Here is a 24,910-nt window from a genome sequence, read left to right as displayed (position 1 = left end):
ATGAAACTTTCGACAAAAGCCCTTCTCGTCCATCTGTTGACCGCGACAGGTGCCGTTTTTGCAATGCTGGCCATGCTTGCCGCCGTAGACGAGAACTGGAGCCTGATGTTTCTGTGGCTGGTTGTCGCCTTCGGGGTCGATGGCATCGACGGGCCGCTGGCACGGCGTTATGACGTGTCGGTCAACGCTCCGCAGTATGACGGCGTGCTGATGGACCTGATCATCGACTATCTGACATACGTGTTCATCCCGGCCTATGCCCTGTTCAAGTCAGGACTGATGCCCGGTTGGACCGGCTGGTTCGCCATCATCGTCATCATTTTCGCCAGTGCAATCTATTTCGCGGACACGCGAATGAAGACCAAGGACAACAGCTTTTCAGGGTTTCCCGGATGCTGGAACATGCTGGTCATCGTGCTCTTCGCAACACAGCCGAACTTCTGGTTCATGCTGGTACTGGTCACGGCGCTTGCTGTGGCGATGTTCCTGCCGTTGAAATTCATCCATCCGGTCCGCACCGAACGTTGGCGCGCGATCAGTCTGCCTTGCGCCCTTGCGTGGACATTCTTTGCAGGCTGGGCGGCATGGGTCGATTTCCACCCGGAAAGCTGGGCGCATTGGGGGTTGGTCCTGACGTCGATCTATTTGCTTGGGGCTGGAATCGCGCAGCAAATTTTACCGGAACGCACCACGGCCTGAGGGACAATTGCCTAATCTGACCACCGCTTCAGGGCATCTTCGTCGTCTACCTTGGCATCCACCCAATCGGTTGATCCGTCGCTCTGAAACTCTTTTTTCCAGAACGGAGCGCGGGATTTCAGAAAGTCCATCAGAAACTCGGCCGCCTGAAACGCGGCGACGCGGTGTTTGGCGGCTGTTGCGACCATCATAATCACCTCACCCGGAGCGAGGGGGCCATGACGGTGGATCACCAGACAGTCTGTTAACGACCACCGCTGAGACGCCTCATCCACAATTGTGGCAATCGCCTTTTCTGTCATGCCGGGGTAGTGCTCGATCTCCATCCGGTCCAACGTTCCGTCATCATCACGCACCAGTCCAGTGAAGCTGACAACAGCCCCGATATCGGTGCGATCTTGACCAAACCGCGACAGTTCTTCGCCCGGATCGAACGGTTCAGACTGAACCCTGACAGCCATCTTACCCTCCTGTCATAGGCGGGAAGAACGCAACCTCGCGCACGCCTTTCAAGTGGGCATCGAAATCTGCAAGCTCCTGATCCAACGCTACACGAAGTGCGGACAGATCGGCGAACGCAGCAGCATACCGTGGTTCACGGGCTCGCAGTTCGTCCACCAGTTCAGCTACAGTTGACGCTTCAGTTTCAACTTTTTCGCGCGGTTCGCCAATGCGTTCACGCACCCAGGCAAAATACATAATCTCAACCATGGTCAGGCTCTTCTTTTAAAAAGGGCAGCGCTTTGCGGAAATAGTCCCAGCCCGTCACAACCGTTAACGCACCAGCGATCCACAGCAGTGTAATTCCCAACCAAGCGGACCACCGACCAGCGGCCTCGTAGTATAGCAAACCAATTCCATCAGGGATCGTACCGTTAAAGATGCCGTCAACGGTCGCTTGATCCATGCCCTGCATCCGGTCCAGCAAGCTGTGTTGAAAAATTCCGGTCGAAAACAGAACTGCGATCGCCACCATCTGCACGGTGGTCTTCCATTTTGCCAGATTGGTCACTTTCAGCGCACGCGCACGGTCGCCCAGCGTCTCGCGCAGGCCGGATACGAACACTTCGCGATAGATGATCAGCGCCGAGGGCAACAGGATCCACGGCGTCACCCCGGCATAGCCGTTTATCACCAGCAGCGCGATCAACACCATCGCCTTGTCGGCAATCGGGTCCATCGCTGCTCCGAACAGGCTTTCCAGTTTCCACGCACGTGCCAGGTACCCGTCCAGATAATCGGTGATCGAAGCGACAATGAACAAGATCATCGCATACCAATCCGCCCACGGGCGCGCAAAGTATAGAAACATCACCGGCAACAACGGCGCGGCGACCAACCGGGCGACGGTCAGAATGTTGGGCAAGTTCCATCTCATAGGTTTCTCCTTACCCCGTCAGCCCTTGTCATGGAAGAAGCCATAAATTGTTTCGGCAAGTGTTTCGGAAATTCCATCGACCGTCTTAAGGTCGTCAAGCCCTGCCCGACTGACCGCCTTGGCGGAACCGAAATGCTGCAACAACGCACGTTTGCGGGTCGCACCGACGCCAGGCACATCGTCCAGCGGCGTCGAGCCCTGCGCTTTGGCGCGTTTGGCGCGGTGGGTGCCGATGGCGAAACGGTGCGCTTCGTCCCGCAGGCGTTGGATGAAATACAGAACCGGGTCATTTCGTTTCAACGCGAAGGGGCGCTTTTTCCGTCGGTAGAATTCTTCTTTACCCTGATCACGATCGACCCCCTTCGCCACCCCGATCATCGGAATGTCGGTCACACCCAGTTCTTCCATGATCTGATGCACCGCACTGACTTGCCCGGCCCCGCCGTCGATCAGCAGAAGGTCGGGCCAGTGTTCGCCCTCGCGGTCGGGATCTTCTTTCAGCAGGCGTTTGAAGCGGCGGGTCAGCACCTCTTTCATCATGCCGAAATCGTCGCCGGGGGTCAGGTCGTCGCCCTTGATGTTAAATTTGCGGTACTGGCTTTTCATGAAGCCTTCTGGCCCGGCCACGATCATCGCGCCAACGGCGTGGGCGCCTTGAATGTGCGAGTTGTCATAGACCTCGATCCGCCGGGGCGGACCGTCCAGATCAAACGCCTGAGCGATTCCGTCCAGCAGCCGTGCTTGCGTAGCCGTTTCGGCCATCTTGCGCCCCAGGCTTTCGCGGGCATTGCGTTGGGCGTTGGCGACAAGCTCGGATTTCTCGCCCCGCAGGGGCACCGATATCTCAACCTTGCGCCCCAACCGTTCCGACAACGCCTCGGCCATCAGGTCCTGTTCGTCCAGCGGGTCGGACAGCAGGATCAGGCGTGGCGGTTCCTTCTGGTCATAGAACTGGCCTACGAAGGCTTGAAGCACTTCTCCCGGCTCTGCCCCCGCTCCTGTGCGCGGATAGAAGTCGCGGTTGCCCCAGTTCTGGTGCGCGCGGATGAAGAACACCTGCACACAGGCCTGCCCCCCGTCCATGTGAAGCGCAATCACGTCCGCCTCGGCCACGCCGCGCGGGTTGACGCCTTGCGCCTGCTGCACTTGCGTCAAAGCGCGGATACGGTCGCGCAGAATGGCGGCTTTTTCGAACTCCATCGCCTCGGATGCCGCTTGCATATCAGCGGCCAGGTTTTCTTGCATTTTTGTCGTGCGGCCCGACAGAAAATCTTCGGCGTCACGCACCAGCTTTGCATAGTCTGCATCGCTGATTTTCCCCACGCACGGACCGGCACACCGCTTGATCTGATATTGAAGACAAGGCCGTGTACGGGTTTCAAACATCGCGTCCGAACAATCGCGCAGCAGGAACACCTTCTGCAACTGGTTCAGCGTCCGGTTCACCGCATCAGCGCTGGCAAAGGGGCCGTAGTAAGCACCCTTTTCTTTCCGCGCACCCCGGTGCTTTTTGATCTGCGGAAAATCATGTCCGGTGACCAGAATGTTCGGAAAGCTCTTGTCGTCACGCAGCAGCACGTTGAAATGTGGCTTCAATTGCTTGATTAGGTTCTGTTCCAGCAGCAGCGCCTCGGTCTCTGTCTGCGTGGTTAGAAACATCATCGAGGCGGTCTGGCTGATCATCCGAGCGATGCGAGCGGTGTGGCCCGTTGGTTTGGCATAGCTCGACACGCGTTTTTTCAGACTGCGCGCTTTGCCGACATATAGCACCCGCCCTTTGGCATCGAGCATCCGGTAGACACCCGGCGAATTGTCTAGCGTTTTCAGGTAGGATTGGATAACACCATGCCCAACCGGAACCTCCAGTTTTTCCTGCTCATCTCTGGTGTTTTTAGCGTTCATGAAAGTGCCGCCCCGATTCTCTGCGCGCCTGCAATCTTAACGCCACGAAGACAAGAGGAAACCTGCCCACAATTTCTGTGGATAACTCTGAGGACATGTTTTGACCATTCACAAAAATCCTTTGTATTCAGCCTGCTTCCACGATGTGCCTATTTATTAGGCAGTTATCTAACCCATTGATAATCATAGAAAGAAATACAGCGACTGCGTAAATAGATGAAATCATTGCAAAAAATATGGTCCTTCCGTAGGGGGAACTTCACGAGTGCACAACTTTCCCGTGGTTGAAAGCCACCAGCGCTGTTTTATCGGGTTTCAGTAACCTTCGACGCCGCGTATGTCCGGGGTATGCCATGCCAAATGTTGCCCGCCATCCACCGCAATCATTTGGCCCGTTACGGCTGGTGCATTTAGGAAAAATGCAAGTGCCGCAGTGATATCTTCGACGTTCGCACCACGTTGCAAAAGTGATGCAGCGCGCTGTCCGTCAAAGTGCGCCTGCGACTGACGCGCACCGATCAGTGTGGTGCCAGGAGCGATGCCGTTGACGCGGACATGTGGGGCCAATGCCTGCGCGCCCGACCGGGTCAGGGCCCACAAGGCGTTCTTGGCAAGGCTATAGGTCATGAACTCGGGCGTGGGTTTTTGCACGCGCTGATCCAGCATGTTCACGACAAGCGATTGGGGAAGGCTTTCGCCGTTTTCATCAAGAACGGCTTTGGACACTTGCGCGGCAAAAGACTGCATCAGGAAGAACGGTGCACGAAGGTTTGACGAGATATGCCTGTCCCAGCTTTCCTGTGTAGCCGAGGTCAGCGTGTCATATTCGAAGATCGACGCGTTGTTGACCAGAACAGATAGCGGTCCGCCCAACGCATTTGCTGCACGGGGGATGAGCGTTTCAACTTGCTCCATGTCCAATAGATCGGCGTGCACGGTAACGGCGTTGCGACCCATGGCTTGTAGTTCTCTGACGGTCTCGGCTGCCCCGTCTTCTGACGTGGCATAGTGAACGACCACATCGCATCCTTGCCGCGCAAGTTCCAACGCCATGGCACGGCCAAGACGCGCACCTGCCCCGGTTATCAATGCGCGTGGCTGGTTCATCCGGACATCCCCAGAACGATCATCACATAGATCACGTAAAGCGCAGACAATACGATGCCCCAAATGCGACCCATATGCCATTTCAGGAACACGAAAGGCGCCAACAGAATAGACGTGCCCAGCATCACCCAAAGATCAAATTGCAGGATGCCAAGCTCAACCGGGATCGGACCGATAAACGACGCAATACCAATGATTGCCAGAAGGTTGAACATGTTCGATCCGATCACGTTCCCCAATGCGACTTCGGCCTGATTGCGCAGAGCGGCCATAACCGTCGTCGCCAGTTCGGGCAAAGACGTGCCCAACGCCACAAGTGTCAGGCCAATGACCGTTTCAGAAACGCCATAATGCCGGGCGATATTGGTCGAAGCGTCGACCAGAAGATCAGCCCCCAGCGGAAGTCCAATCAGACCCAGAAAAAGAAACAGAATGACTTTCCACCACGGCATGTCGGGGTCTGCGCCTTCGACCTCTTCCTCGCCATCACAACAGGCATCATTCGCTGCAACGTGGTTAGAACGACGGTGCGACAGAGCTTCGCGAAACGCTGAGCTTAACATCAGACCAAGCGCGGCCAAAAGCACCAGCCCTTGCACCCATGTGATGACGCCACCCATGCACAAGACGATGAACAGCAACGTGGCCCCCATCATCTGAAGATAGCTTTTCTTGGTGTCACATGTTGCCGTGGACAGACCCGAGATCAGAGCGGGAACGCCAAGCACCAGCAGGATATTTGCTGTGTTCGAACCAACCACGTTACCCATGGCCAGCCCCGGCACGCCTTCGGCAATCGCCTGGACCGAGATCAAAAGCTCGGGTGCCGACGTGCCGAACGCGACGATGGTCAGCGAGACGATCAGGGCAGGCACGCCCAATCGCAGCGACATGTTCACCGCCCCGCGCACAAGGCTGTCGCCTGCAAGCAGAAGAATGACAAGGCCAAGCGCGGCATAGATCAGATCCAAAGCTCAGCCCTTCCCGTTACAGTCGCAGGGGGACTTCCCCAGCCGATAACGCCCGCAGCGCGGACATTTCATCGATTCAATGCGCTGCTGTCCGGGATATTTGAGCTTTCCGAACATCGCCAACACACCCATGGCAACCAGAAACAGAACGACGATCTTGATGATCATTCAAAGACCAAAGCGCGCAAATTCCGCCCGCTCCTCTATTGCCGCAATCGCATCGGCGCCAAGCTGCAATCCGAACCGGCTGATGAACGGACGGCGCGGGCCATGCACCCGGAACCGCACCTTGTCGCCGTATCGCTCTTTCATGGTCGGCACCACATGCCCGATCCCGTCGATAAGGCCGAGCTCAAATGCTTCGTTGCCTAGCCATACATCGCCGTTGAACAAATCAGCGCCAGCACCTCTTTCCAACTTTCCTTTGCGGCGAGTGGCCACTTGCACCTTGAATGCAGAATGAATGTCTTCCTGCAACGTCTTCAGACGTTTGATGTCATCCGGTTTTTCCGGCTGGAACGGGTCCAGCATGGATTTCGACTTGCCCGCCGTGTAAACCCGCCGCTCGACCCCGATCTTTTCGATCAGGCCGGTCAGGCCGAACCCAGCCGAAATCACGCCGATGGATCCAAGGATCGAACTTTCATCGGCATAGATCTCATCCGCCGCCGTTGCCAGCCAGTATCCGCCGGACGCCGCGACATCCTCGACGAACGCATAGACAGGGATTTCTTTCTCAGCCGCCAAGCGACGAATGCGCGCGGTGATCAGGCTGGATTGCACCGGGCTGCCACCCGGCGAGTTGATCACCAACGCGACAGCCTGCGGCTTTCCTTTGCGAAACGCACGTTCGATCACCGGGGCAAGGGCGGCGTCGTTCAATTGCCCACGCGCCCCTGAAGCAATCACGCCAGACAGGCGGATCACCGCAACCAGCGGCGGCTTCTTGATGAACGGAATATAGGTCGTCATGGCTGTCATTTAGATTGTGCCTCCGGATCAAACAAGGGAAAGGGGCATTGCGTATTCCCGCTGTTGCAAATCGCCCATCATCAACTGCGCAACCGATAACCGGTGCGGAAAATCCAGCCGATGGTTGCAAGGCATGTGGTCATGAAAACTGCGATCGCAAGCACTGACCAGCCGACCGACACGTCCGCCATGCCAAAAAACGCCCATCGGAATCCAGAGATCAGATAAACGACGGGATTGAACAGCGTAATGGTCTGCCAGACCGGCGGTAACATCGAGATTGAATAGAACGACCCACCCAGAAACACCAGCGGCGTGATCACCAGCAGTGGCACCAGCTGCAACTGTTCGAAGTTCTGCGCCCAGATGCCAATGATAAATCCAAGCAACGCAAAACTGATACAGGTCAGCACCAGAAACACCATCATCCAGAAGGGATGGACAATGGTCAGATCGACGAAGAAATGCGCCGTGGCCAGAATGATCAGACCGATCACAAAGGCCTTGGTCGCCGCCGCCCCTACATAGCCGATGACAATCTCGAAAAACGAAATTGGAGCGGATAAGAGTTCGTAAACCGTGCCAATAAACTTGGGAAAGTAGATTCCGAACGAGGCATTGGTGGTACTTTGCGTCAGCACAGTCAGCATGATCAGACCGGGTACAATGAACGCGCCATAGCTGACACCTTCGACCTGATCAATACGCGACCCAATGGCGGCGCCAAACACGACAAAATAGAGCGATGTAGACAGAACGGGCGACACGATGGACTGCATCAGCGTTCGGAAGGTCCGGGCCATTTCGAACCGATAGATTGCGGCGATTGCATTCCAGTTCATGCGGCGTCCTCCTTCACCAAATCCACAAAGATATCCTCAAGCGAGCTTTGGCGCGTGGACAGGTCCGACATATGCAGCCCTGCTTTGCGCAGATCTGCCAGCAGCCCAGTGATCCCGGTGCTGCCCGCTTGCGCATCATAGCTATAGACCAACCCACCCTCTTCCGACAGGGTCAGAGGATAGCCAGCCAGTGTTTCAGGCACGGCGTCAATCGGCGTATCCAGTTCGATCAACAATTCCTTCTGGCCCAAGCGCTTGATCAGCGCTTCCTTGTCCTCGACCAGCAGGATTTCCCCCTTCGAGATCACCCCGATCCGGTCAGCCATCGCCTCGGCTTCTTCGATGTAGTGGGTGGTCAGGATGACCGTCACACCGGTCTGCTTCAGCTTCGCCACAATCGCCCACATATCCTTGCGCAGTTCGACATCGACGCCTGCAGTGGGTTCATCTAAAAACAGAATCTGGGGTTCGTGACACAGAGCCTTCGCGATCAAAACACGCCGCTTCATGCCACCCGACAGCGTCATGATACGGCTGTCTTTCTTGTCATGCAGGCTGAGCAGCTTCAAAATTTCTTCAATCCGCGCATCATCACGAGGCTGTCCAAACAGGCCGCGTGAAAAGCGCACAGAGTTCATGACAGTTTCAAACGGCTCAAGATTGATTTCCTGTGGCACGAGTCCGATCAGGTTGCGCGCAGCGCGGTAGTCTTTCACGTGATCAAACCCACCGACGGTAATCGTGCCCGAGCTTGCCGTCGCGATGCCACAGATGATCGAGATCAAGGTCGTCTTGCCTGCGCCATTGGGACCAAGCAAGGCAAGGATCTCGCCTTCTTCGATTTCAAGATCGACGCCCTTAAGGGCTTGGTGTCCGCCTTCATAGGTCTTGGTCACGCCGCTGACATTCAGGATCGTGGTCATGCTGTCCCCCAGATTTTCCGCTGGCTGTTTGTTGTTCAACAGCGCGTTGCGGACCAAGTCTTTCAGATAAGCAACCCAGCAGCACCTTCAAGGCGCAAAAGCTGAACTTTTGTCTCGACCCCGCCTGCGCCCGAAAATCCCACCAGTTTACCCCCCGCGCCCATGACCCTATGGCAGGGAATAATAATTGGAATCGGATTGGCGCCGCAGGCATTGCCGACCGCCTGTGCCGAATTGTCTGTCAACTTTGAAATATCGCCATATGTCAGGGTTTCTCCATAAGGAATGGACGATATTGCATTGCATACCGCCCGTTGAAAATCGCTACCCTCGACGCGTGTTGGAAGATCAAACCGCGTCAATCGCCGCTCGAAGTAGGCGTTGAGTTGCTCCTGCGCCTCGGCCAGCAGGGGTGTCGTTGCTCCGTCGGGTTCGGCATTCCAAACCAGCCGGACGATGGCCCCGGCCTTCTCTTCCACTCCTAAACGCCCGACGGGGCTATCAACCACTGCAATTCCCATTGGGACAGCCTGCAAAAGAAAACGCCCCCGCACAATGGCCGGAGCGCTCCGTTTCTTTGCTATTCGGCCCTATTAGATCAGTTCAGCGCCTCATCACAGCGTCCGCAGACACCTGTGTGATCGTGGCTGCCCACATCCGGCAAGATTTTCCAGCAGCGTTGGCATTTGTCGCCAGACGCTTTTTCGAACACCACGCCCACGCCCTCGATTTCCGGCAGGCGGAAGGCTTCCGAGGGCAGCGGGTCATTTGTCAGCGACACAGCAGAAGTGATTGTGATGTCCGCGAAGTTCACGGATTTCAGGGCCGACAAGATGTCCTTGTCGCGCACATGCACCACAGGGGCCGCTTCCAAAGATGCGCCAATCACTTTGTCGCGCCGCTGAACTTCCAGCGCGGCCGTGACAACGCGGCGGGCCTTACGGACACCGAACCATTTTGCCGCCAGAGGTTCATCCAACCAGTCCGCAGGTGTGTCGGGGAAATCAACCAGATGCACCGAGCTTTCATCGCCGGGGAACCGCTCCAACCACACATCTTCCATGGTGAAAACCAGAACAGGCGCAAGCCATGTGGTCAAACGATGGAACAGGATGTCCAGAACCGTGCGCGCCGCGCGGCGGTTCAGACTGTCCGCCCCGTCGCAATAAAGCGCGTCCTTGCGGATATCGAAATAAAAGCTCGACAAGTCGACGGTGGCAAAGTTGAACACCGCCGAGAACACGCCTTGGAAGTCAAAAGTTCGGTAACCCTCGCGTACAACGTGATCAAGCTCCGCCAGTCGGTGCAGCACCCAACGCTCCAACTCGGGCATATCGGCGGCGTCGACGCGCTCTCCTTCGTCAAAACCGTGCAGGTTGCCCAACATGAAGCGCATCGTATTGCGCAGACGGCGATAGCTGTCGGCAACACCTTTCAGGATTTCCGGCCCGATCCGCTGATCAACCGTGTAGTCCGTCTGTGCCACCCACAAGCGCAGGATATCCGCGCCATATTGCTTCACGACGGTCTCGGGCACGATGGTATTGCCCAAGGACTTGGACATCTTCATGCCCTTTTCATCCAGCGTGAAACCATGGGTCACGACATTTTTATAGGGCGCACGACCTTTGGTACCGCAGGCCTGCAGAAGCGAGGAGTGGAACCAACCGCGGTGCTGGTCGGTGCCTTCCATATAGACATCCGCGATGCCGTCCGGCGTGCCGTCTTCACGGTCGCGCAGCACGAAAGAGTGGGTCGAGCCACTGTCGAACCACACATCCAGCACGTCGAAGACCTGATCATAGTCGTCGGGGTTCGCCGCATCGCCGATGAAGCGATCTTTAGCTCCGTCCTTATACCACGCATCCGCGCCTTCGGCCTCGAAGGCTTCGGCGACGCGCGCATTGACGGCGGGATCGCGCAGCAAGAAGTCCGGGTCGGTCGGCAATGCGCCCTTCTTGGTGAAACAGGTCAGCGGCACGCCCCAAGCGCGTTGGCGTGACAGAACCCAATCGGGCCGTGCCTCGATCATCGAATACAGGCGGTTGCGCCCAGATTGCGGCCACCACTTCACCAGTTGGTCGATCGAATTCAGAGCGCGTTCCCGGATGGTCTTGCCCATCTCGTCCTGTCCATCGCCAACTTCGCGGTCCACGGATGCAAACCACTGTTGTGTGTTGCGATAGATGATCGGCGCCTTCGACCGCCACGAATGCGGATAGGAGTGCTTGATCTTGCCGCGCGCCAGCAACCCGCCCACCTCGACCAATTTGTCGATGACGGTCTTGTTTGCGTCACCCTCGCCGCCCTTGCGGTTCAGGATGTAGGTGCCGCCAAAGAAGGGCAGATCGGAGCGGAATGACCCATCATCCATCACGTTATAGGTGATGACCTGATCCAGCATTCCCAGATCGCGATACAACTCGAATTCTTCCATCCCGTGCGAGGGAGCGCAGTGAACGAACCCGGTGCCCTCCTCGTCGGTCACGAAATCGGCAGCGCGGAAATCGCGGGGCGCGTCCCATTCGCCATTGGCACCTTCGGCCCCGGCCAGCGGGTGTTGCAACATCATGCCCGACAATTGCGCGGGGGTCACGCTTCGCACGCGGCGATACGTGCCGGGTTCCAGACGGGCACGCGCCATTACATCCGCTGCCAGTTTGTCGGCAAGGATGAAACGGTCGCCCTTGGCAGCCCAGCACTCATCCGGGCAATCGGTCACTTCATAAAGCCCGTATTCGAACTTTTCGCCAAACACGACGGCCTTGTTGGACGGAATGGTCCACGGCGTGGTGGTCCAGATCACCACATGCGCACCGATGAAATCATGGGCGGCAGCGTCTTTCGCCTCGGCTATGGCTTCGCGGGTGTCGTCGGTTTCTTCTTCATCCGACAAAACCATGTCAGGCAGGTTGAAATCCGTGACTTTGAACTTCACCCAGATGGCGAAGCTTTCCTTGTCGTGATATTCCACCTCGGCCTCGGCCAGCGCGGTTTTTTCGACCGGTGACCACATCACGGGTTTCGATCCCTGATAAAGCGTGCCGTTCATCAGGAACTTCATGAATTCCTCAGCGATCACGCGTTCGGCGTGGAAATCCATCGTCAGATAGGGGTCAGCCCAGTTGCCGGTGATGCCCAGACGCTTGAATTCCTCGCGCTGGATGTCGATCCAACCCTCGGCGAACTTGCGGCATTCCTGGCGAAAGTCGACGACATCGACGTCATCTTTGTTCTTGCCCTTTTTGCGGTATTGTTCTTCGATCTTCCATTCGATGGGCAGGCCGTGGCAATCCCAACCCGGCACGTAACGCGCGTCGAAACCCATCATCTGGTGGCTGCGCACGATGATGTCCTTGATCGTCTTGTTCAGCGCGTGGCCGATATGCAAATGCCCGTTGGCGTAGGGTGGGCCATCATGCAGCACGAAAGGCGTGCGACTACCAGCAGTTTCGCGCAGGCGATCATAGACGCCGATTTTTTCCCACCGGGCCAACCATTCAGGCTCACGTTTGGGCAGACCCGCACGCATGGGAAAATCAGTGACGGGAAGCGTCAGGGTGTTTTTGTATTCAGGGGTGTCGGCACACATCTGTCCGGTCCTTTTCAGGATATTTTCTGCAAATGGAATAGGGGGCGGCGCGGGTCATCCAAACGCCTTGTCCCGGCGGCTCGTCTGGATCAGAGCGCCGGGCATATAATTCGAATAATGATCGCCTGTGCGTGCATCATGGGGGCGTTATAGGCGCGTGGTTGGGCGGCGTAAAGTCATGAAGACCTGAAGGCCTGTGCTGTTTTGTCCATGTCGCCCCCACTTGGCGGCCCCGAGTTTGTCGAGTATTTTACTCGGAAAAAAGGTGTGCGATGGCACAGACAGCTTCAAAGCCAAATCCACTCAGGCTTTTTGATATCTCGCCGGATCAGATCGACCGGGTTTTGGCCGTGTTTTATGCGCGAATCCGGCTACACCCCGAACTCGGTCCCATTTTCAACGGTCATGTGGGAACCACCGATGACGAATGGGCGGAGCATATCGCCCTGATTTCACGGTTTTGGCGTGGGGCTATCCTGCGAGAACCCGGTTACGACGGCAATCCAATGCGGGCACATATGCAAGCCGGAGACGTGAAACCAGCCCATTTCAATCCATGGCTGGACCTGTTTGAAGAAGTCACGACAGAATTGCTTCCACCTGAAACGGCGCGCGCGTGGATAATGCTGGCCCATCGGATCGGGCGCGGGCTTCGGATGGGCGTCGAAGACTTGTCGCACCCCCCGCATCAGGTGCCAAAACTGAGCTGATACTGCCCGGGCTGTTGACTATTTTCCGAACAGACCCGTCAGTGCCCGCTTCACGATTCCCGACACGCTGGGGCGTTTTTTCGGCCCAAATGGCAGCGGGCGGCAGACCTCAAGAGCTGCCACTCCTACGCGGGCGGTCAGCGCACCGTTTACCACCCCCTCGCCAAACCGGCGGCTGAGTTTTGACAGCATCCCGCCACCGGCCAGCGACCCGATCATGTCATCACCAACGGCGACCGCGCCCGTGGCTACAAGATGCGCCATCACCGCGCGGGTCAGCCGCCAGCCACCCAAAACGCCAGAACGACCTCCGTAAATCTCGGCAATGCGACGGATCATGCGGATATTGGCGGTCAGTGCCGTGATCACATCGGCCAATGCGATCGGAACGATGGCTGTAACCATGGCCACTTGACGGGCGGCGGATTCAACCTCTTTCACCGCCGCAGCGTCAAGCGGGGTCAACAACTCGCGTTCCGTCAGATCAAGCAACGTGTCCACATCGAAAGCATCCGCTTCGCGCTCTGCCAGACGTTCTAGCCCCCAGCGCAAATCATCACGACCGCGATAGAGATGTTTGAGCTTTTCAACAACGCCTCGCGCCTCGGCCAAGTTGTTGTGTACCATGGCGGCTTCGGCGGCGTGGTGAAGCATGTCAACGCGGCGCAGCCGGACAAAGGCCACCCATTCTTTAAGCGCGATGATCAGAAGCACCAAAATAAAGGCTCCGACCAAACTTAGTGCCGCATACCCAAGCACAGGTTGGCGGGCTATCAGGCTGCTGACGAAGTCATAAGCCGCTACCGACAAAACGAACCCGGTGATGGTCAATAGAAGAGACCAGAACCACCCGGCCAGTCGCGATCGCTTGCGCCCTGCGAAGCTGATCGCGCCCTGCATTGCTGCCCCGGTGGCATCCACCGCCGGAACCTCCGGCACCGGAGGTGCATCAGCAGGCGAGATCGTCTGCGTATCTTCCAACTCGATCAACACGGGGCCGGTTCTGGGTTTCTCAGATCTGCTCATCACGCAGCCCTCCAACTAAAGCGAACGTCTGGCAGATGTTCATCGTTACCAACCCCATCTGTGCGAAATTCTTCGGTGAACCCTTCGCGCAGATAGAACCGACACGCACCTTCGTTTGCCTGAAAGGAATAGAGTGATAGTTGCGGGCTCACGGTCTTCGCAACGTCCAGCAAAGCCTTGCCGATCCCCTGCCCACGCGCTGCGGGTGACAGATAAAGCGCATGCACTTCGGACCCATCGCGTGACAGAAAGCCAAATGTTCGCCCCCCATCCCGTGCCACTTGGGTCCAGCCACGATCCACAAGTAGTCGCGCGAACTCTTTTTCGGACGCGCGGGAATGAACGCGTGGCATCCATGGAGTTGCCGCGATCCACCCCGTCAGGATGTTTGCAATAGCGGGAGCATCTGCCGGGGTTGCAGGCAAGATTTTCATAGTCGATCCCCAAACAGAAATTCAGCCGCCTTGTCCAAGCGAATATGCGGCGGCCCTTCGCCGGGCTTGAGCGATACGACGGCCGGTGCAAAGCGCATGACCTCGTAATCCGCATCAAGCCAAACCTCGGCCCCCTTTCGGGCAGGCGATAGCAAGCGCGCGGGGTCCTCAGGCAAGGCACCTGGATAAAACGCAGCGGTTTTGCCGCTGTCCAAAAGCCGCCCGCGCACACAATCCAGCACTTGCCCGTTATGCTCCATTCGCTCTTCAACAGTTGTGCGCAGCGCGGCGATGGACATGGCAGCGGTCTTCGCACCAGCAAAATCCGCCCGGTCACGCGCTTCACGCAGCAGCGCCTCGGTGATCGCGGTCAGGCGGGGGTGTTGGCTATGATGCAGATGGTCAGCCTTGGTCGCGGCAAACAGGATCCGTTCGACACGTCGTCCCAAAAAGATCGAGCTAAGGAACGCATTCGCGCCGGGGCGGAAGGCGGTCAGAATCTCGGCCATGGCGCGGCGCAGGTCTTCCAAGGCCGCGGGGCCGGAATGGATCGCACCCAACACATCAACCAGCACAATCTGTCGATCAATCTTGGCGAAATGGTCACGAAAGAATGGTTTGACCACACGGGTTTTATACGCTTCGAACCGTCGCTCCATCTCGCGCCACAAGCTTTTTCGCGGGGTCGATCCGGGCTGAAGAATCGGAGCGAAAGTCAAAACGGGGCTACCCTCCAGATCACCGGGTAAAAGGAACCGGCCAGGGGTGCAATCGCTGTAACCATCTTCGCGTGCGGACGTCAGATAGGCTGCAAACCCGCCAGCAAGGCGTTTTGCCTCCATCTCGTCCAGCGGTGCGGCGCCATCGACGCCTTGCACCATGCCCAGAAAGCTTGCTGCTTGCGGGCGGCTGGCAATCCGATCTAACACCTGTGCGGCCCAATCGGCATAGCTGAGATCCAGCAAAGACAGATCAAGCAGCCATTCGCCCGGATAGTCCACAATATCCAGATGCACAGTACGTGGCCCACGTAGTCCACCCAGCAAGCCTGACGGCTGCACCCGGAACGACAGACGCAGTTCAGACGTGGCGCGGGTCGATGCGGGCCAATGCGGTGTCGGGCCCGTCATCGCCGCCAAATGGGTTTCAAAATCAAAACGCGGCACCGTATCGTCCGGCTGCGGCTGCAAGAAAGCTGTCTGGACGCGCCCGTCAGCCGCAGCCAAAAGTCCGGACATGCGGCCCCGGTTCATCAAGTTAGCGACAAGCGATGTGATGAACACCGTCTTGCCTGCACGCGACAGGCCGGTAACCCCCAGACGGATAACCGGCTCGAACAACACCTCGCTTGTGGCGTCGCCGATGGCCTCGATCTGTCGGGTGATGCTGTCTGCGATATCGCCTAGCCCCACGGGTGCCTCCGTCTTTTTTGTTCAACTGAACATATGTGCACGAACACCGGTGTGCCAGAGGGGAGCTTTCAATCCGCCCTCCCCGTCGTATCCTGCCTTGCCCACCCCTTTGTCGCGCGATATGCGGAATACTATGCCCAGATACGCTTTGAAGATCGAATACCACGGCGCAGGTTTTGCCGGTTGGCAACGCCAGAAAGAGCAACCCTCGGTTCAGGGAGCGATCGAAGCTGCGTTGGCCGAACTGGAACCCGGCGATCACACCATCGCTGCGGCAGGGCGCACAGATGCAGGCGTGCACGGCCTAGCGCAAGTGGCCCATTGCGATCTGGCAAAGGATTGGGATGCGTTCCGGCTGTCCGAAGCTTTGAATTATCACCTACGTGGTCTGCGTGTCGCGATTGTTGATTGCGCCTGTGTGGATGAGGATTTCCACGCACGCTTTTCGGCACTTGAACGGCGGTATCTGTTCCGTTTGATTTCCCGCCGTGCACCTTTGACCCATGATCGTGGGCTTGCATGGCACATCAAGCACAAGCTCGATGCGGTCGCCATGCAGGCGGGGGCAGACAGGCTGGTGGGGCGACACGATTTCACGACCTTCCGCTCGTCTGTCTGTCAGGCCGAAAGTCCGGTCAAAACTCTGGACGAGTTACGGGTAGAGCAACTTTCCATCCGCAACGGCACGGAATACCGCTTCCACATTCGCGCACGCTCTTTCCTGCACAATCAGGTGCGCAGTTTCGTCGGCACGTTGGAACGGGTCGGTATTGGCGCTTGGTCGCCTGATGATGTCAGCCGCGCGTTGCAGGCGCGGGATCGCGCGGCTTGCGGACCTGTATGTTCACCCGATGGGCTGTATCTGGCGGGCGTGACCTATCCCAAAGACCCCTTCGCATAGCGCGTTATCACGATGCGCCGAGGCGGCGACGCCGGTCTTCCTTCAAGGGCGTTTTGCCCGGTCACTTCTCATGAATGACGCATGTCCACCGGCTTTCCCCTTATGTCGGCGCGGCTGCTCCTTTAGTATCCATCAAGATATAACTGGGAGGTATTGAAATGAGTCTTGTCGGAACATTGGCAAAAATGGCCTTAGGGGCTGCGATCGCAAAAGGCGTGTCGAGTATGAGCAAAGGCGCAGCCCGCCAGCGTCCCGCATCCGATCCAGGCACCGGAAGCATCTTTGGCAGCGACCATTCCCCAGAAGGTGGTCTTGGTGATCTGTTGGGCGGTTTGACCGGTGGGGCATCGACCAGCACACAAGGTTCAGGCGGTGGGCTGTCCGATATTCTGGGAAGCATCATGCAGCCTGGAGGAAGCGCGCAATCAGGTCAACAATCCGCTCCGGGTGGCGACTTGATGGACATGCTCGGCGGAATGCTGGGTGGTGCCCGCGGTGGCGCCGCACAAGGTGGTTTGGGTGGCCTGCTGGAAAGCCTGTCTGGCAGTGGAGCGGTAGAGACAGGCGCAAAGGCACCTGCACCTGGATCGCTTGGCGGTGTGTTGAACGATGCGTTTCAACATGGAGGCGCACCCGAAGCCACCCCTACCCAAGAACAGGAACAACAAGCTGCCGTGTTGTTGCGCGCCATCGTGCAGGCTGCCAAATGTGACGGGCGTGTTGATGAACGTGAAAAAGAGGCGTTGATGCAGCATATGGGTGATATGTCTCAGGACGATGTGGATGCTGTGAACGACGCGTTCCGCCGCCCTGTCAGCGTCGAAGGTCTTGCCCGCGACGTGCCGCGCGGGATGGAAGCGCAGGTTTATGCGATGTCGCTGATTGGTCTGGACCTCGACAGTCAGGCCGAAGCGAAATACTTGCATGCGCTTGGACAGGCATTGGGAATTGACGCCCGCACTGCCAACGCAATCCATCAACGCATGGGAGAGCCCGCGCTGTATAGCTAAGCGCGAACCGGTTAGATTGAAATGGCGCCATTCAACTGGTGCCATTTCTACATTTTAGATGGTCGATACGTTATTTTTTGTCGGCTAAAGCGCCTTTTTCGGCGAGTGCCTTCACATCTTGCACCGCAGCATGGATATGACGGTCCCGCGTTCGATGGTTGGTAAATGCAGCCCGCAAACATGTCATCCCGTTTACATGGGTGGTCGAAAACACCGCTCGCTGATCCAGTTGCAGCTTGATCGCAATCTGACTGTTCAGCGTCGATTGTTCTTGCGGCGACAAATCTGGATTTGCCGTAAACACACAGATGTTCGACACGACCGGGGCAACCAGCGCCATCCCTTGCGATTGGACCAGATCAGCCAACAGCGCGGCCTGCGCACAGTTGCGTGTGATCGAGGCCGCAAATGCTTCTTCCCCGAACATCTCCAAAGCGCACCAAACCTTCAGCGCGCGGTTACCACGAGACAGGTCGATGCCATAGTCGCAAAACCAACGGTCGCCCCCGGACAGCCCGGCTTCGAACCCCTCCAGATAGGGTGGACGGATTGCAAAAGCGGCACGGTGATCAGCCTCGCTTGCGATCAGGGCCAAGCCGCAATCGTAACCAACATACATCCACTTGTGGAAATCCAACGCAATGCTGTCGGCCCGCTCGATCCCATCACTTAGACTACACCACGGATCGCCAGCCAATCGCGTCCACGCCCCGAAAGCGCCGTCAACATGCAACCAGATATCCTGCGCTTTCGCGACATCCGCCAGAGCATTCAGATCATCGAAACTGCCGACGTCCACCGATCCGGCCGTGCCAACAACCGCAAGCGGCATAAAACCGTCTGCGCGATCCTGTGCGATCTGCTGCGCCAAGGCTAGGGCATCCATCTTGCCGTGATGGGTTGGGATCAGCCGCAACGCGTTGTGGCCAAGACCCAAAAGTTCAACCGCCTTACGCGTGGCATTGTGAACCCCATTTCCGGCGTAAACCGTCAATTTCTCTTGCGAACCTTCAGCCCGCAGATTTGGAATGGCGCGAACCTTGGCAGCCTGCAATGACAGCACCGTGGCCTGCGAGGTGCCTGTGACAAGCACACCGCTTGCTTCCGGCCCCATACCCATCTTGCGGCGTGTCCAATCGACAACAGCCTGCTCCATAGCATTGGCACCATGGTGGCGCCCGCCGACATTCGAATTCATCACGGCACTTGCCAACCCGGCCATCAGGTCTGTCGGCAACCCACTGCCCTGCACCCATCCCCAGAACTGCGGATGTGTGTTGCCGCTGTGATAGGGCATGACTTGTTTCGTCAGGCGATCAACAAGATCACCACCCTGCCCAATCGCATAAGTCTCGGTCAGGTCATCTGGTGGAACTTGCCATGGATGGCTTTCGGCAGCGCACATCCGATCAAGGCAGCGATCAAGCAAATCGTGCATCTGCTCGCGAAATACGTTCCAATCGGGAGGGTTAAGGTGCCCATCGGGGTCACTTTCGACAGGTACAATACCTTTAATATTCATCTGTTCCGTCACAATCCGGTCCTTCAAAAATCTTAGCAAAAAAAGGTCTTTTAATACAATCAAGTTGCATACCCGCCCTTTTCCCGGTCGGGGTGCTCTGTCATACTACACCAAATAGCAAAGCAAAGCAGCATGCAGGGCAAAAAATCTATGAGCAACGATCTTCTGGCTGATCAGGGCCACGATACCTATGATGCATCCTCGATCGAGGTGCTGGAGGGGTTGGAGCCTGTTCGCCAGCGACCGGGCATGTATATCGGCGGCACAGATGAACGCGCGTTGCACCATATGGTCGCCGAAATTCTTGATAACTCTATGGACGAGGCTGTAGCGGGCCATGCCAACCGGATCGAGGTTGAACTGCATGCAGATTATGCCGTCACCGTCCGCGACAACGGGCGCGGCATCCCGATAGATCCGCACCCGAAGTTTCCCGACAAATCGGCGTTGGAAGTGATCCTGTGCACTCTGCATGCGGGCGGCAAGTTTTCTGGCAAGGCTTACCAGACATCAGGCGGATTGCATGGGGTTGGCTCGTCCGTTGTGAATGCCCTGTCTGATACGATGGTCGTGCAGGTTGCCAAGAACAAGGAACTGTTCGAACAACGGTTTTCGCGCGGCATCCCCCTGGGCCCGGTTGAGAAGGTTGGCGCGGCCCCCAACCGGCGGGGCACGGATGTCACCTTCCACGCAGACGAGGAAATATTTGGCCACCACCGTTTCAAGCCCAAGCGGCTGTTCACCATGGTGCGGTCCAAGGCCTATCTGTTTTCGGGTGTCGAGATCCGTTGGAAGTCGCACATTGACGACGGCGAAACCCCGACCGAGGCGTCGTTCCACTTTCCCGGCGGGCTTGCCGATTACCTCAAGGAAACGCTGGGCGGTGCGTCGGTCTATGCCGATCAACCCTTCGCCGGAAAGGTCGAGTTTCGTGAGCGTTTCAGTGAACCCGGATATGTCGAATGGGCGATCAATTGGACGCCGTCGCGCGATGGCTACATCCAGTCCTATTGTAATACGGTACCGACACCCGAAGGTGGCACGCATGTCACCGGCTTCTGGGCCGCGATCCTGAAAGGGATCAAGTCCTATGGCGAATTGGTGGGCAACAAGAAAGCCGCCAACATCACCCGCGATGACCTGATGACAGGCGGCTGCGCGCTGGTGTCTTGTTTCATCGCCGATCCGTCCTTCGTGGGGCAGACCAAGGACCGGCTGTCGACCGAAAGCGCCAACAAGATGGTCGAACAATCCGTGCGCGACCATTTTGACAACTGGCTGGCCGCCGACACGAAATCCGCCGGTGCAATCCTTGATTTCCTTGTGCTCAGGGCTGAGGAACGTCTGCGCCGCAAGCAGGAGAAAGAAACCGCCCGCAAGACCGCCACCAAGAAGCTGCGCCTGCCTGGCAAGCTGGTCGATTGTTCCGCCACCAGCCGCGAAGGGACCGAGTTGTTCATTGTCGAGGGCGACAGCGCAGGCGGGTCCGCCAAAATGGCGCGCAATCGTAAAACGCAGGCGCTTCTGCCCCTGCGCGGCAAAATCCTGAACGTGTTGGGCGCGGCCAGCTCAAAGATCGGCACCAATGCCGAAATCAGCGACCTGACCCAAGCTTTGGGTGTGGGGCTGGGCACGCGGTTCAACGTCGACGACCTGCGCTATGACAAAATCATCATCATGACTGACGCGGATGTCGACGGTGCGCATATCGCGGCGCTGCTTATGACGTTCTTCTTCACCCAAATGCGCCCGATGATCGACGCAGGCCACCTGTATCTGGCCTGCCCGCCCCTGTTCCGCCTGACCCAAGGCGCCAAACGCGTCTATTGCCTTGATGAAGCCGAGCGGGACGCGTGGCTGGAAAAAGGTCTGGGCGGCAAAGGGAAAATCGACGTTAGCCGGTTCAAGGGTCTGGGCGAGATGGACGCGAAAGACCTGAAAGAAACCACGATGGACCCGGCGTCCCGCAAGCTGATCCGCGTCACGATTGACGAGGATGAACCAGGTGAAACGGCGGCCTTGGTTGAGCAACTCATGGGGAAAAAGCCGGAACTGCGATTCCAGTATATTCAGGAAAACGCGAAGTTTGTGGAGGAGTTGGATGTTTGAGGGTTAAACTTATCAATGATAAAAAGCCCAAGTAAAAACACTCAGAAGCTGGACCAAGTAGCTGCAGAACTAGAAAAAAGACTCACTGCTTCGCTATGGGAAGTGGCCTTTATGGATGCGGTAGTCGGGAACGAAAGAGTCACCAAAGTTATCAACGATTCCTTTTCTGGGCACGCCCTAGATACTGCTGTTCAGGCTGTCATCGGCAGTATGGTCATGTTCGTTTGCCGGATCCTGGACAATCATGGAAACTCGCTTCCGACGTTCGTCAGGTCCATTCAAGGCATGGAGCAACATATTGAAAACGCTCGAAGACAAGCACATCCTGATTGGCCGGAGGAATTTTTTGAGATTGGCAAAGTCAGATCTTCAATCGAAAGTCTTGCCGAGAATGTCGAAAATGCTTTGAAAAGTCCTGAGTTCGATGCGGTAAAGATCCATCGCGACGAGATTCTGGCGCATCATCTCGAGAACATCAGTGGTCACCGCCGAAAGCTTGAAAGGTCTGGCTACGAAGTGAGAAAGGTGAATTATCGACAAGTAATTAAACTTGCAAATCAATGCGCTAGGCTCACTGAAGAAGCAATAAGAATTTGGACATTTCATGTAGTCAACTGCGAAGATCAGTTAAGTGTAGCAAAGCGATACTGTTCTGATTTTTGGGATTTAGTCCCCCCTTTGTCCGAGCTCGAAAAAAACCGCAGTTCGGACAAAGAAGTATGACTAGGGCAGCGCCCGACCCTGGGTGGGCGCTCGTTCAGCTCTCGTGAGGCAACCACTCACAACCCCCGAACCCATTCCGTGTGCTGATAACGTTGCAAAAGCGCCCTCCCGTGGGGAGGGTCGGGCGCTGCCCGGCCTATCAGCCGGGCGAAACCTCACCCCTGCACACTCTCCAAATACTCCGCCAGCCGCACCAAGGCCCCTGGCGTCGGGGTTTGCACGCCTTTTTCGTCCACCCAGACCTCCATTTCGCTTTCCAGATAGGCGCCGAATTCGGGCATGGGTCCGCGGTGGGTGCCTTGGGCATAGCCGTCAATTGTGGACATGACATAGCGCGCGGGGAATTTGCCGCCGTGGCGGGCGGTTAATGTGGTCAGGTCGGGGGCACCTGCCATCGCGCCGCCCTTGGCGTCCGCCCCGTGGCAGGACTCGCAGTTCTCTGCAAAGATTTGCGCGCCGGTCTCGTCCGTCACGTCAACTTTATCGGTGCTTGCGGTGAACAACCCATCCGGCCCGCAGGCGGCAAGGGTCAGGGTCAGGGCGGGGATGATCAGGGCGGTGCGCAGCATGGAACCTCGCTTGGGTTGGGGTGTTGAGGGCAGAGTATCACGCGCTGGTTTGCGTTCAACTGGAAGGTGGTTTGGGCGGCGGCGATTTGCGCTTATATGCCCGCTCCGTCCACGATCACGCCCGCATCCAGCCTGAGCGTTCGATCCATCCGCGCGGCAAGCTCAAGATTGTGGGTGGCGATCAGGGCCGACAGGCCAGTGTCGCGCACCAGCTCCATCAGCGCGGCAAAGACCGTGTCGGCGGTGTCGGGGTCAAGGTTGCCCGTCGGCTCGTCCGCCAGCAAAAGCGCGGGGCGGTTGGCCAGCGCCCGACAGAAGGCAACGCGTTGTTGTTCTCCGCCTGACAGCTCTGCGGGCCGGTGCGTCGCGCGTGTATCGACGCCGACCCGCGTCATCAGTTCCATCGCATGATCGCGGGCCGCTTTGTCGTCGATACCATTTGCCTGTTGCGGCAAGACGATGTTCTCCAGCGCGGTAAATTCCGGCAGCAGGTGGTGGAACTGATAGATGAAGCCCACCTGATTGCGTCGCGCCGCAGTACGCCTGCGGTCCGACAGCGCGCCCATGTCCTGCCCGTTGATCGCCACCTGCCCCGCGTCTGCCGTATCCAGCAGCCCCGCGATATGTAGAAGCGTCGATTTACCGGACCCCGAGGGCGCGACCAGCGCCACGACCTCACCCCGCGCGATCTGAAGATCGGCGCCGCGCAGAACCCGGATTTCGCCGGGCGTGCCTTCGTTATAGGTCTTTTCGATGCCCGAGAGGTGCAGGACGGAGTTATTCATAGCGCAGCGCCTCGACCGGGTTCATCCGGGCCGCCTTGCGCGCCGGAAACAGGGTGACAAGGAAAGACAGGGTCAGAGACAGGCCCACGGCGGACGCCACGTCCCAGAACTCCAGTTTCGCCGGCAGGCGATAGATACCGCGAATTGATGGGTCCCACACCCCGCCCCCGGCAAAGTAATTTACCGCCGAGAAGATGGCGTCGATATTGATTGCGAACAGGCAGCCAAGGATGACCCCTGCGATGGTGCCGACGATCCCCGTCAGCGATCCGCACAGGAAAAACACCCGCAGGATCGACCCCTCGGTCAGGCCCATGGTGCGCAGGATGCCGATGTCGCGCCCCTTGTTCTTCACCAGCATGATCAGGCCCGAGGTGATGTTCATCGACGCGATCAGCACCAGAACGGACAGGATGATGAACATCACGTTGTCCTCCATATCCAGCGCCCGCAGGAACGCGCCCGAGCGGTCGCGCCAGGTCCAATAGGACGATGGCTCTTCGGTGGCAGACAAAATGTCCTCGATCAACCGATCCACGCGTTCGGGATCTTCGACAATCACCTCGATCTGGTCGGCGGTGCCTTCGCGGTTGAAAAAGCTCTGTGCCTCGGCAAACGGTAGATAAACACGTGTGCGGTCGATGTCCCAGCGTCCTGCGGTGAAGATATAGGTCACGTCATAGGCATTGACTCGCGGACTGGTACCAAACGCGGTTTTCACCCCATTGGGCGAGATGATCTTGATCTTATCACCCAACCCGACACCCAGTTCAGCCGCCACACCGGACCCGATGGCAATCCCGTCCTCGAACGCGGTGATGTCGCCCAGAAAGCTCTCGGGCTTGGCCACGCGCGGGATGGCAAGCAGGTCGTGATAAGTGATGCCAAAAACTTCAACACCAGCATTGTTCTGACCAGAGTTTGCCATGACCTGCCCTTTGATCAACGGGGCCGCCCGCAGAACTCCGGGCACTTGCGCGATGCGGTCTGCCCAGCCGCCAAAATCGGTTATCGACTGTTCGACCTGCCCATTCTCGTTCACATAGCTTTGGGCAAAGACTTCAACATGAGCATTGGCGCCAAGGATCGTATCAACAAACTCGTCGCGAAACCCGGTGCGCACCGCCAGTGTGATGATCAGAGCAGCGACGGCCAGCGTAATTCCGATCAGACTGATCCAGGTCATCGTGCTGACGCCCCCATCAGCGCGGCGCGCCCGAAGGTATCGCCACGCAATCTGCCACTCGAACCGTGAAAACGGGGCTGTGTTTTTGGACACCTGTGTCTCCTGAACTCTGATCTTTCGCGGCAAGTTGGGGGTTC

The 24,910-nt window shown here is 57.6% G+C and carries 25 protein-coding genes; 6 read left to right on the top strand and 19 right to left on the bottom strand.

Going from position 1 to position 24,910, the window contains the following annotated elements; all coding sequences use genetic code 11:
* Positions 1-699 carry a CDP-alcohol phosphatidyltransferase family protein gene (locus MWU51_RS00560; RefSeq protein WP_247033073.1) on the top strand — a complete coding sequence of 233 codons (699 nt, stop codon included), beginning with the start codon at positions 1-3 and terminating at the stop codon, positions 697-699.
* A gap of 11 nt (positions 700-710) precedes the next feature.
* Here MWU51_RS00560 and MWU51_RS00555 read toward each other — a convergent pair whose 3' ends face one another.
* The 12 genes from MWU51_RS00555 to ileS form a co-directional block, all read right to left on the bottom strand.
* Complete coding sequence (locus MWU51_RS00555) at positions 711-1,160, bottom strand: molybdenum cofactor biosynthesis protein MoaE (RefSeq protein WP_247033071.1); 450 nt, start codon at positions 1,158-1,160, stop codon at positions 711-713.
* A gap of 1 nt (position 1,161) precedes the next feature.
* On the bottom strand, positions 1,162-1,410 hold the full coding sequence (gene moaD, locus MWU51_RS00550; protein ID WP_247033069.1) for a molybdopterin converting factor subunit 1: 249 nt from the start codon (positions 1,408-1,410) through the stop codon (positions 1,162-1,164).
* Positions 1,403-2,077, bottom strand: coding sequence for a CDP-diacylglycerol--glycerol-3-phosphate 3-phosphatidyltransferase (gene pgsA, locus MWU51_RS00545; protein ID WP_247033067.1), 675 nt, complete (start codon positions 2,075-2,077; stop codon positions 1,403-1,405). Before pgsA ends, moaD begins: the two co-directional genes overlap by 8 nt.
* A gap of 18 nt (positions 2,078-2,095) precedes the next feature.
* On the bottom strand, positions 2,096-3,979 hold the full coding sequence (uvrC, locus tag MWU51_RS00540) for an excinuclease ABC subunit UvrC (protein WP_247033064.1): 1,884 nt from the start codon (positions 3,977-3,979) through the stop codon (positions 2,096-2,098).
* A 315-nt stretch (positions 3,980-4,294) separates the two neighbouring features.
* Entirely contained in the window at positions 4,295-5,086 is a 792-nt protein-coding gene (locus MWU51_RS00535; RefSeq protein ID WP_247033063.1) for an SDR family oxidoreductase, read from the bottom strand.
* Positions 5,083-6,057: a calcium/sodium antiporter gene (locus tag MWU51_RS00530; protein ID WP_247033062.1), complete on the bottom strand. Its 975-nt coding sequence runs from the start codon at positions 6,055-6,057 to the stop codon at positions 5,083-5,085. The genes MWU51_RS00535 and MWU51_RS00530 overlap by 4 nt, the downstream gene beginning before the upstream one ends.
* Before the next feature lie 3 nt (positions 6,058-6,060).
* Positions 6,061-6,225 carry a hypothetical protein gene (locus MWU51_RS00525; protein WP_247033057.1) on the bottom strand — a complete coding sequence of 55 codons (165 nt, stop codon included), beginning with the start codon at positions 6,223-6,225 and terminating at the stop codon, positions 6,061-6,063.
* The gene (locus MWU51_RS00520) at positions 6,226-7,029 is read right to left on the bottom strand and encodes a S49 family peptidase (protein WP_247038628.1); all 804 of its coding nucleotides are present in this window, start codon (positions 7,027-7,029) and stop codon (positions 6,226-6,228) included.
* 80 nt (positions 7,030-7,109) lie between these two features.
* On the bottom strand, positions 7,110-7,871 hold the full coding sequence (locus MWU51_RS00515; RefSeq protein ID WP_247033056.1) for an ABC transporter permease: 762 nt from the start codon (positions 7,869-7,871) through the stop codon (positions 7,110-7,112).
* A complete protein-coding gene (locus tag MWU51_RS00510; protein ID WP_247033053.1) occupies positions 7,868-8,794 on the bottom strand; it encodes an ABC transporter ATP-binding protein in 927 nt (308 codons plus the stop codon). Before MWU51_RS00510 ends, MWU51_RS00515 begins: the two co-directional genes overlap by 4 nt.
* A gap of 62 nt (positions 8,795-8,856) precedes the next feature.
* Entirely contained in the window at positions 8,857-9,315 is a 459-nt protein-coding gene (locus MWU51_RS00505) for a methylated-DNA--[protein]-cysteine S-methyltransferase (RefSeq protein WP_247033051.1), read from the bottom strand.
* A gap of 77 nt (positions 9,316-9,392) precedes the next feature.
* Positions 9,393-12,386, bottom strand: coding sequence for an isoleucine--tRNA ligase (gene ileS / locus MWU51_RS00500; RefSeq protein WP_247033049.1), 2,994 nt, complete (start codon positions 12,384-12,386; stop codon positions 9,393-9,395).
* 272 nt (positions 12,387-12,658) lie between these two features.
* Between ileS and MWU51_RS00495 the strand changes: the two genes are divergently transcribed.
* Entirely contained in the window at positions 12,659-13,096 is a 438-nt protein-coding gene (locus tag MWU51_RS00495) for a group III truncated hemoglobin (RefSeq protein WP_247033047.1), read from the top strand.
* A gap of 18 nt (positions 13,097-13,114) precedes the next feature.
* Here MWU51_RS00495 and MWU51_RS00490 read toward each other — a convergent pair whose 3' ends face one another.
* The 3 genes from MWU51_RS00490 to MWU51_RS00480 are packed head-to-tail and all read right to left on the bottom strand — an operon-like array spanning position 13,115 to position 15,968.
* Positions 13,115-14,122 (bottom strand): TIGR01620 family protein, encoded by a 1,008-nt coding sequence (locus MWU51_RS00490; RefSeq protein ID WP_247033045.1) that lies wholly within the window; start codon positions 14,120-14,122, stop codon positions 13,115-13,117.
* Positions 14,122-14,556, bottom strand: a complete 435-nt coding sequence (locus MWU51_RS00485; protein WP_247033044.1) for a GNAT family N-acetyltransferase — start codon at positions 14,554-14,556, stop codon at positions 14,122-14,124. Before MWU51_RS00485 ends, MWU51_RS00490 begins: the two co-directional genes overlap by 1 nt.
* Positions 14,553-15,968, bottom strand: a complete 1,416-nt coding sequence (locus MWU51_RS00480) for a YcjX family protein (protein WP_247033043.1) — start codon at positions 15,966-15,968, stop codon at positions 14,553-14,555. The genes MWU51_RS00485 and MWU51_RS00480 overlap by 4 nt, the downstream gene beginning before the upstream one ends.
* Before the next feature lie 133 nt (positions 15,969-16,101).
* On the opposite strand from MWU51_RS00480, the gene truA reads away from it, so the two are divergent.
* Positions 16,102-16,869: a tRNA pseudouridine(38-40) synthase TruA gene (truA, locus tag MWU51_RS00475; protein ID WP_247033042.1), complete on the top strand. Its 768-nt coding sequence runs from the start codon at positions 16,102-16,104 to the stop codon at positions 16,867-16,869.
* Positions 16,870-17,027: 158 nt separating this feature from the next.
* Positions 17,028-17,879, top strand: coding sequence for a DUF533 domain-containing protein (locus MWU51_RS00470; RefSeq protein ID WP_247033041.1), 852 nt, complete (start codon positions 17,028-17,030; stop codon positions 17,877-17,879).
* Between the two features lie 70 nt (positions 17,880-17,949).
* On the opposite strand, the gene MWU51_RS00465 is transcribed toward MWU51_RS00470, so the two are convergent.
* On the bottom strand, positions 17,950-19,413 hold the full coding sequence (locus MWU51_RS00465) for a pyridoxal-dependent decarboxylase (protein WP_247033039.1): 1,464 nt from the start codon (positions 19,411-19,413) through the stop codon (positions 17,950-17,952).
* A 138-nt stretch (positions 19,414-19,551) separates the two neighbouring features.
* Between MWU51_RS00465 and parE the strand changes: the two genes are divergently transcribed.
* Together parE and MWU51_RS00455 are read left to right on the top strand one after the other, a co-directional pair.
* Positions 19,552-21,510: a DNA topoisomerase IV subunit B gene (parE, locus tag MWU51_RS00460; RefSeq protein ID WP_247033038.1), complete on the top strand. Its 1,959-nt coding sequence runs from the start codon at positions 19,552-19,554 to the stop codon at positions 21,508-21,510.
* Between the two features lie 15 nt (positions 21,511-21,525).
* Positions 21,526-22,233, top strand: a complete 708-nt coding sequence (locus MWU51_RS00455; RefSeq protein WP_247033036.1) for a hypothetical protein — start codon at positions 21,526-21,528, stop codon at positions 22,231-22,233.
* A gap of 155 nt (positions 22,234-22,388) precedes the next feature.
* Here MWU51_RS00455 and MWU51_RS00450 read toward each other — a convergent pair whose 3' ends face one another.
* The 3 genes from MWU51_RS00450 to MWU51_RS00440 form a co-directional block, all read right to left on the bottom strand.
* Positions 22,389-22,802, bottom strand: coding sequence for a cytochrome c (locus MWU51_RS00450; RefSeq protein WP_247033035.1), 414 nt, complete (start codon positions 22,800-22,802; stop codon positions 22,389-22,391).
* A 92-nt stretch (positions 22,803-22,894) separates the two neighbouring features.
* Complete coding sequence (locus MWU51_RS00445) at positions 22,895-23,587, bottom strand: ABC transporter ATP-binding protein (RefSeq protein ID WP_247033033.1); 693 nt, start codon at positions 23,585-23,587, stop codon at positions 22,895-22,897.
* Complete coding sequence (locus MWU51_RS00440) at positions 23,580-24,866, bottom strand: lipoprotein-releasing ABC transporter permease subunit (protein ID WP_247033032.1); 1,287 nt, start codon at positions 24,864-24,866, stop codon at positions 23,580-23,582. The genes MWU51_RS00445 and MWU51_RS00440 overlap by 8 nt, the downstream gene beginning before the upstream one ends.
* Positions 24,867-24,910: the final 44 nt, after the last annotated feature.

This window comes from Aliiroseovarius sp. F47248L, assembly GCF_023016085.1.
Taxonomy (GTDB): Bacteria; Pseudomonadota; Alphaproteobacteria; order Rhodobacterales; family Rhodobacteraceae; genus Aliiroseovarius.
The sequence above is the reverse complement of the archived record's forward strand: the minus strand, read 5'-3'. Positions and strand labels throughout refer to the sequence as shown.

Bases quoted from the DNA above. Each gene is read 5' to 3' on its own strand.
- MWU51_RS00560 (WP_247033073.1), top strand. From the start codon at position 1: ATGAAACTTTCGACAAAAGCCCTTCTCGTCCATCTGTTGACCGCGACA.
- MWU51_RS00555 (WP_247033071.1), bottom strand. From the start codon at position 1,160: ATGGCTGTCAGGGTTCAGTCTGAACCGTTCGATCCGGGCGAAGAACTG.
- moaD (WP_247033069.1), bottom strand. From the start codon at position 1,410: ATGGTTGAGATTATGTATTTTGCCTGGGTGCGTGAACGCATTGGCGAA.
- pgsA (WP_247033067.1), bottom strand. From the start codon at position 2,077: ATGAGATGGAACTTGCCCAACATTCTGACCGTCGCCCGGTTGGTCGCC.
- uvrC (WP_247033064.1), bottom strand. From the start codon at position 3,979: ATGAACGCTAAAAACACCAGAGATGAGCAGGAAAAACTGGAGGTTCCG.
- MWU51_RS00535 (WP_247033063.1), bottom strand. From the start codon at position 5,086: ATGAACCAGCCACGCGCATTGATAACCGGGGCAGGTGCGCGTCTTGGC.
- MWU51_RS00525 (WP_247033057.1), bottom strand. From the start codon at position 6,225: ATGATCATCAAGATCGTCGTTCTGTTTCTGGTTGCCATGGGTGTGTTG.
- MWU51_RS00520 (WP_247038628.1), bottom strand. From the start codon at position 7,029: ATGACGACCTATATTCCGTTCATCAAGAAGCCGCCGCTGGTTGCGGTG.
- MWU51_RS00515 (WP_247033056.1), bottom strand. From the start codon at position 7,871: ATGAACTGGAATGCAATCGCCGCAATCTATCGGTTCGAAATGGCCCGG.
- MWU51_RS00510 (WP_247033053.1), bottom strand. From the start codon at position 8,794: ATGACCACGATCCTGAATGTCAGCGGCGTGACCAAGACCTATGAAGGC.
- MWU51_RS00505 (WP_247033051.1), bottom strand. From the start codon at position 9,315: ATGGGAATTGCAGTGGTTGATAGCCCCGTCGGGCGTTTAGGAGTGGAA.
- ileS (WP_247033049.1), bottom strand. From the start codon at position 12,386: ATGTGTGCCGACACCCCTGAATACAAAAACACCCTGACGCTTCCCGTC.
- MWU51_RS00495 (WP_247033047.1), top strand. From the start codon at position 12,659: ATGGCACAGACAGCTTCAAAGCCAAATCCACTCAGGCTTTTTGATATC.
- MWU51_RS00490 (WP_247033045.1), bottom strand. From the start codon at position 14,122: ATGAGCAGATCTGAGAAACCCAGAACCGGCCCCGTGTTGATCGAGTTG.
- MWU51_RS00485 (WP_247033044.1), bottom strand. From the start codon at position 14,556: ATGAAAATCTTGCCTGCAACCCCGGCAGATGCTCCCGCTATTGCAAAC.
- truA (WP_247033042.1), top strand. From the start codon at position 16,102: ATGCCCAGATACGCTTTGAAGATCGAATACCACGGCGCAGGTTTTGCC.
- MWU51_RS00470 (WP_247033041.1), top strand. From the start codon at position 17,028: ATGAGTCTTGTCGGAACATTGGCAAAAATGGCCTTAGGGGCTGCGATC.
- parE (WP_247033038.1), top strand. From the start codon at position 19,552: ATGAGCAACGATCTTCTGGCTGATCAGGGCCACGATACCTATGATGCA.
- MWU51_RS00455 (WP_247033036.1), top strand. From the start codon at position 21,526: ATGATAAAAAGCCCAAGTAAAAACACTCAGAAGCTGGACCAAGTAGCT.
- MWU51_RS00450 (WP_247033035.1), bottom strand. From the start codon at position 22,802: ATGCTGCGCACCGCCCTGATCATCCCCGCCCTGACCCTGACCCTTGCC.
- MWU51_RS00445 (WP_247033033.1), bottom strand. From the start codon at position 23,587: ATGAATAACTCCGTCCTGCACCTCTCGGGCATCGAAAAGACCTATAAC.